At 38.0% G+C, this 5,397-nt stretch carries 7 protein-coding genes; 5 read left to right on the top strand and 2 right to left on the bottom strand.

The features are described from left to right. Nucleotides 1-139: 139 nt before the first annotated feature. A complete protein-coding gene (ychF, locus tag XEN7305_RS00495; protein ID WP_006507334.1) occupies nucleotides 140-1,231 on the bottom strand; it encodes a redox-regulated ATPase YchF in 1,092 nt (363 codons plus the stop codon). Nucleotides 1,232-1,267: 36 nt separating this feature from the next. Beyond that, nucleotides 1,268-2,023: a response regulator transcription factor gene (locus XEN7305_RS00490; RefSeq protein WP_006507333.1), complete on the bottom strand. Its 756-nt coding sequence runs from the start codon at nucleotides 2,021-2,023 to the stop codon at nucleotides 1,268-1,270. Nucleotides 2,024-2,271: 248 nt separating this feature from the next. Between XEN7305_RS00490 and XEN7305_RS00485 the strand changes: the two genes are divergently transcribed. From XEN7305_RS00485 to XEN7305_RS00470, 5 genes are all read left to right on the top strand, one after another. Beyond that, on the top strand, nucleotides 2,272-3,732 hold the full coding sequence (locus XEN7305_RS00485) for an aminotransferase class I/II-fold pyridoxal phosphate-dependent enzyme (protein ID WP_006507331.1): 1,461 nt from the start codon (nucleotides 2,272-2,274) through the stop codon (nucleotides 3,730-3,732). 454 nt (nucleotides 3,733-4,186) lie between these two features. After that, nucleotides 4,187-4,357, top strand: a complete 171-nt coding sequence (gene psb34 / locus XEN7305_RS28450) for a photosystem II assembly protein Psb34 (RefSeq protein WP_006507330.1) — start codon at nucleotides 4,187-4,189, stop codon at nucleotides 4,355-4,357. 87 nt (nucleotides 4,358-4,444) lie between these two features. Then, on the top strand, nucleotides 4,445-4,642 hold the full coding sequence (locus XEN7305_RS00475; protein ID WP_006507329.1) for a hypothetical protein: 198 nt from the start codon (nucleotides 4,445-4,447) through the stop codon (nucleotides 4,640-4,642). A 145-nt stretch (nucleotides 4,643-4,787) separates the two neighbouring features. Continuing rightward, nucleotides 4,788-4,916 carry a hypothetical protein gene (locus XEN7305_RS29920; RefSeq protein WP_255324932.1) on the top strand — a complete coding sequence of 43 codons (129 nt, stop codon included), beginning with the start codon at nucleotides 4,788-4,790 and terminating at the stop codon, nucleotides 4,914-4,916. A gap of 5 nt (nucleotides 4,917-4,921) precedes the next feature. After that, nucleotides 4,922-5,260 (top strand): hypothetical protein, encoded by a 339-nt coding sequence (locus XEN7305_RS00470; RefSeq protein ID WP_006507328.1) that lies wholly within the window; start codon nucleotides 4,922-4,924, stop codon nucleotides 5,258-5,260. The last annotated feature ends 137 nt before the right edge of the window (nucleotides 5,261-5,397 follow it).

Below are 5,397 nucleotides of genomic sequence, written 5' to 3'. Positions count from 1 at the left end.
GCGCGGAAGTAATAAGTAATAAGTAATGAGTAATAAGTCTTGATATATCAGCTTTTTGCTCTTCGTTGATGGTTGTCTTATTTACGCCCGCGTCCACTAGTTTAATCACTCCCATTATCTGATGACTGATTTTCTTAATTTAACCCCCAACCCGAAATTCAATCACATCACCTTCTTGGACAACATAATCCTTGCCCTCAAAGCGGATCAAACCTTTTTCCTTGGCCGTTCCTTTCGATCCAGATGTCACAAAATCTTCATAGCCAATAGTCTCTGCTTTGATAAACTTTTTCTCAAAATCGGTATGAATTACTCCCGCAGCTTGCGGAGCTTTCATTCCTGCTGTAATTGTCCAAGCACGGCTTTCGGTTTCTCCTGTAGTTAGATAAGTGCGTAAACCTAGTAGTTCGTAGGTCGCTTTAATCAAAGACTTTAACCCACCTTCTGTAACGCCCAATGATTCGAGAAAATCTTGCTTTTCTTCTTCTGCTAATTCGACCAATTCAGACTCCACTTGTGCCGATACAATAACCACCAAAGCAGACTCGTTAATCGCAAATTCTTTAACTTCTTCTACCCATTTATTACCAGAGGCTAAATCATCATCGGCAACATTTGTAGCGTAAATTATGGGTTTTCTGGTTAATAATCCTAGAGGTTTAATAATTGCCTCTTCATCTTTATTCAACTCAACTTGTCTTGTCGATTTGCCATCATTTAAAGCAACACTCAGTTTTTCGAGAATATCTAATTCTGCTTGAGCTGTTTTTTCTTTTTTCGCTTGTTTGCGGACTCTTTGAAGTCGTTTTTCAATTTGACTTAAATCGGCCAAAGATAATTCTAAATTAATTACTTCAATATCTCGGACAGGATCGACTGAACCTGAGACATGAATAATATCGTCGTCATCAAAACAACGTACTACGTGAACGATCGCGTCTACTTCTCGAATATTAGCCAGAAACTTATTACCCAAACCTTCCCCTTGGCTAGCACCTTTGACTAAACCTGCAATATCGACAAACTCGATACGGGTGGGCACAATTTTTTGTGAGTTCGAGATTTTTGCTAGAACTTCTAGTCTTTCATCAGGAACCGAGACCACTCCCACATTGGGTTCAATAGTACAGAAGGGGAAGTTTGCAGCATCAGCTTGAGCATTAGCTACCAGGGCATTAAATAGGGTAGATTTACCAACATTAGGTAGTCCAACAATTCCAGCTCTTAACATATTAATTTTTTTACGAAAGTTTCCTTCGCTTATCGATCAATTTGCTAATTGTACTTGATTCTGATTGGACATCTCAAACATATAACCTCTACCCCAGATGGTTTTAATTAGTTTGCCTTCTTGGTCACCAATTTTCTTGCGGATTCTACCGATATGAATATCGACTTTACGATCTTCTCCTGTGTAGTTGTCACGATTCCAAATTGCGCTAATTAATTCACCACGATCCCAAACTCGATTGGGATTAGTAGCCAAAAAATGTAGAAGATCAAATTCTAACGCTGTTAGAGCAATAATCTCTCCGTCAGAAATAACTTCCCTACGACAAAAATCAATTTTTAGCTGATTGAGAATCAAAGGCTTATTTTTATTAAAATAGGACGGAGTACTAGTAGATACTCTTCTAAATAAGGCATCAATTTTTGCCTTCAATATCTGTAAGTTAAAAGGTTTAGTTATATAATCATCGGCGCCTTTAGCAAAGGCTTCTAAAACATAATTTGTATCGTTCATAGATGTTAACATTACAACTAATGTCTGATTAGTTTTCATCTCTTGGCATAAATTTAACCCTGTATCGTCTGGTAAATTAACATCTAAGATGACCAAGTCTGGTTTAAACCTAATTAGTTGCTGTCTTGCATTCTTGCCATCAAAAGCAGATTCTGTAGCATAGTTATTATATTTGAAGAATCGACAGATCAAATTTTGTAAGGCAGGATCGTCATCTACTACAAGAATCTTTTTTTGAGTTTTTTCCACAACCTGATATTCTTTATCTATTAAATACATTTACTTATATACCTTTTATATATTCCTTTGTTTCATTTGATTAAACAATATCAGAAAATACACTTGTTCCGTATACTAAAAAGCTTATTTTTACTGAATCTTTACGTAATATCATCGAGATATAAAGTTGATTTAATAACTAGCTCACAATTCCCTGGTAAATTATTTTTAATTAACTGGAAATTTGCATAAATACGTAATAACTTCATTGATACTTTAAATAAATTAGGTTTTAGGGATTAGGTTCAATGTATATGGATCATCAAGAAACTCCCTTAATTAATGCATTACAAAGCGCCGCAGAGGAAAAACATGCTGCGTTTTATACTCCTGGGCATAAAAAAGGGCGAGGAATTAATACAAGCTTGGAGAAATTGCTCGGCGCACAAGTCTTTCGAGCTGATTTGCCTGAATTACCAGGATTAGACAATTTATTTGCTCCTACAGGCGCGATCGCAAAAGCGCAGGAACTAGCGGCTCATTGTTTTGGGGCGTCACAAACTTGGTTTCTGGTAAATGGCTCTACCTGCGGCATTATGGCTGCTATCCTGGCTACTTGTAGCGAAGGAGATAAAATAGTTTTACCGCGCAATATTCATCAGTCTGCGATCGCAGGTTTGATTCTCTCGGGTGCAATCCCAGTTTTTATCAATCCTGAATATCAGCCGAAGCAAGATTTAGTCTATAGTATTACGTCTGAAGCTCTCGAAAAGACTTTGGCAGAACATCCAGATTGTAAAGCAGTGATGGTGTTGCATCCGAGTTATCAGGGAATTTGCGGAGATTTGAGCGCGATCGCAAACATTACTCATCGATATGATATTCCATTGTTAGTAGATGAAGCTCACGGCGCACATTTTGCTTTTCATCCCGATTTACCACCCAGTGCTTTGAGTATTGGTGCAGATTTAACTATACAGTCAACTCATAAGGTTTTGAGTGCCATGACTCAAGCTTCCATGATGCATTTACAAGGAAACAGAATAGATCCGCAACGCCTTAGCAAAGCTTTAGCGCTAGTCGAATCTACTAGCCCAAGTTATATTCTCCTCGCATCCCTAGATGCTGCCCGAAAACAAATGGCATTACAGGGTAAAGAATTAATGACACAAACGATCGCATTAGCCCAATTAGCCAGAAAAAGATTAGCTAAGATTGAGGGGATTGAGCTCTTAGAATTTTCTCCCCAACCAGGGTTTAGTTATCTAGATCCAACTCGCCTCACTATTAATATTGGGCAATTGGGAATTACTGGTTATGAGGCCGACGAGATTCTTTGTGATGAACTAGGAGTTATTTGCGAACTCCCTTTACTGAAGCATCTGACTTTTATTATTTCTCTGGGTAATAGGGCTCAAGATATTGAGAAATTAGTAACTGGGATTAAAACCCTTGCTGATTCTGCTAACAGCTCTCTAGCTGATTGTGATCATTTAACTCTTAACTATTCTTGGCAAGAGTCCCCGACTCTGGAATTATCACCGCGTCAAGCTTATTTTGCTGTTACGGAAACTATTCCTTTGTCTCAAGCACGCGATCGCATTTCGGGGGAGTTGATTTGTCCCTATCCTCCAGGTATTCCGATATTAATGCCAGGAGAAATAATTACTCAAGATGCGATCGCCTATCTACAGAAGGTATTGAATTGTGGAGGAGTAATTACTGGTTGTCGTGATGATACTTTGGCAACTGTACAAGTTATTAAATAATTTGCCTTATTTCACGCAGAGTATAGATACCGCTACGCATAAGACACAGAGGGCTATCAACGCAATAGTGTACAAATAAATATCCAGATAGCTCCAATATGATTCTTCTGGAGCTTCTGAGAAAAAGAAAGCGTCTTACGAACTAAGCGAGAGACTCCCTGGCGCATTAACAAGGGCTTTTTTTGTTTGTAACAATCAAAGTTTTGTAAACCGAATATTGTTCATCCTATTTCAAAAATTACTGTATCAGTCTGTCTCTAAGTGTTCTAGGCAAACTCAATAGTGGGTTTTGTCAATCATATTGGGCGTTAGAAGCTAGTCTATTCGCCTTGATTAGCCCTGCTTATAGATAGTATATATATTTTTTTGTCAACTACTGTTTACATTTCTTAAAATATCTGTTACATTTATTTACATAAAGAAAAACACAGACAACTAAATCAAAAAAAATATTATGCAAACTACTCAACTTGACAACGGAATTCTTAACAACTACGCTTCTGAACCTAAAATGACCTATGCTCAATATCCAGGGTTCTACGAACAACGTCGCTATCTACAACAGGGTGCGCTTGCAGCATTATTGGTCACAGCTACAATCTTTATTTCTTTTGCCGTTAGCTAATCGTTTTAGGAAACTAAGTTCGACAACAAATTAAGTTAAACAAAAATTTTTTGGTCAATTTTGAATAAATAAGGATAGAAGATAATTATGTTTGCACCCATCGTAGTTTTGTTTCGTAATAGTCTAGGTAAAGCTAAATTCAATAAGCTTCGTGGTAAGGCGATCGCTCTACATTCCAAAGTCATCACGAATGTTTGTAACCGCCTCGGTATCGAAAGAACGGCTAGACAAAACTTCATCAGAACTGCCCGCGACAATGGCAAAAAATTGGGTTTGCTAGCTTAAAATATTTTCTTTTTCCTCTTTCTAATAATAGATTTCTCCTGCTCGACCTTGGCAAATATGCCAGGGTTTTTTATTTATGAGGGCAGATGTATTCGTGAAGGCAGAGGGCAGAGGGCAGAGGGCAGATGGCAGATGGCATAAATAGTTGAAACAAGCAACAACAGAATTGTTTAACGGCGATCGCGCAATCTTAAAACTTTTCGTAACTTATTCTCTACAAAATAATTTCAGTGGTATTCTCAAGTTAATCTACGAGTTTTTACTGACAGGCTGATATTTATGGCTACTATTTTTGTTGATGTTGACGCAACTGGTATTAATAATGGTTCTTCTTGGGGCAATGCTTTTACAGATTTACAATCTGCTTTGGCGATCGCTGGTGCCAGTGATGATATATGGGTTGCCGAAGGTACTTATCTTCCAACTACCGATGGCGATCGAGATATTAGTTTTGTGATCCCCAGTGGAGTGGAAGTTTATGGTGGTTTTGAGGGAAATGAACTTTTTCTAGAACAAAGAGATTTTGAAGAGAATGTCACTATTCTGAGTGGCAATATTGGAGCCAATACTGCGGGAGATAATAGCCATCATGTCAGCAATTCCAAATTCAAAAATTAAGAAGTATTTGCAGGGATGAAAGGTTCTGGTTCCGCATCGCCGAGCATAAAGTCGAGGAGATGGTGCCAACTTCGGAATAGTAGATACTTGGACAAAGAGAGGATATCTTGAAAAAAGCCTTTACGAGTGCCTCTTTG

Origin of the sequence: Xenococcus sp. PCC 7305 (assembly GCF_000332055.1) — a bacterium.
Classification (GTDB): domain Bacteria; phylum Cyanobacteriota; class Cyanobacteriia; order Cyanobacteriales; family Xenococcaceae; genus Xenococcus.
The sequence above is the reverse complement of the archived record's forward strand: the minus strand, read 5'-3'. Positions and strand labels throughout refer to the sequence as shown.

Coding starts and splice junctions, on each gene's coding strand:
- XEN7305_RS00470 (WP_006507328.1), top strand. CDS start 4,922: ATGGCTACTATTTTTGTTGATGTTGACGCAACTGGTATTAATAATGGT.
- XEN7305_RS00475 (WP_006507329.1), top strand. CDS start 4,445: ATGTTTGCACCCATCGTAGTTTTGTTTCGTAATAGTCTAGGTAAAGCT.
- ychF (WP_006507334.1), bottom strand. CDS start 1,231: ATGTTAAGAGCTGGAATTGTTGGACTACCTAATGTTGGTAAATCTACC.
- psb34 (WP_006507330.1), top strand. CDS start 4,187: ATGCAAACTACTCAACTTGACAACGGAATTCTTAACAACTACGCTTCT.
- XEN7305_RS00485 (WP_006507331.1), top strand. CDS start 2,272: ATGTATATGGATCATCAAGAAACTCCCTTAATTAATGCATTACAAAGC.
- XEN7305_RS00490 (WP_006507333.1), bottom strand. CDS start 2,023: ATGTATTTAATAGATAAAGAATATCAGGTTGTGGAAAAAACTCAAAAA.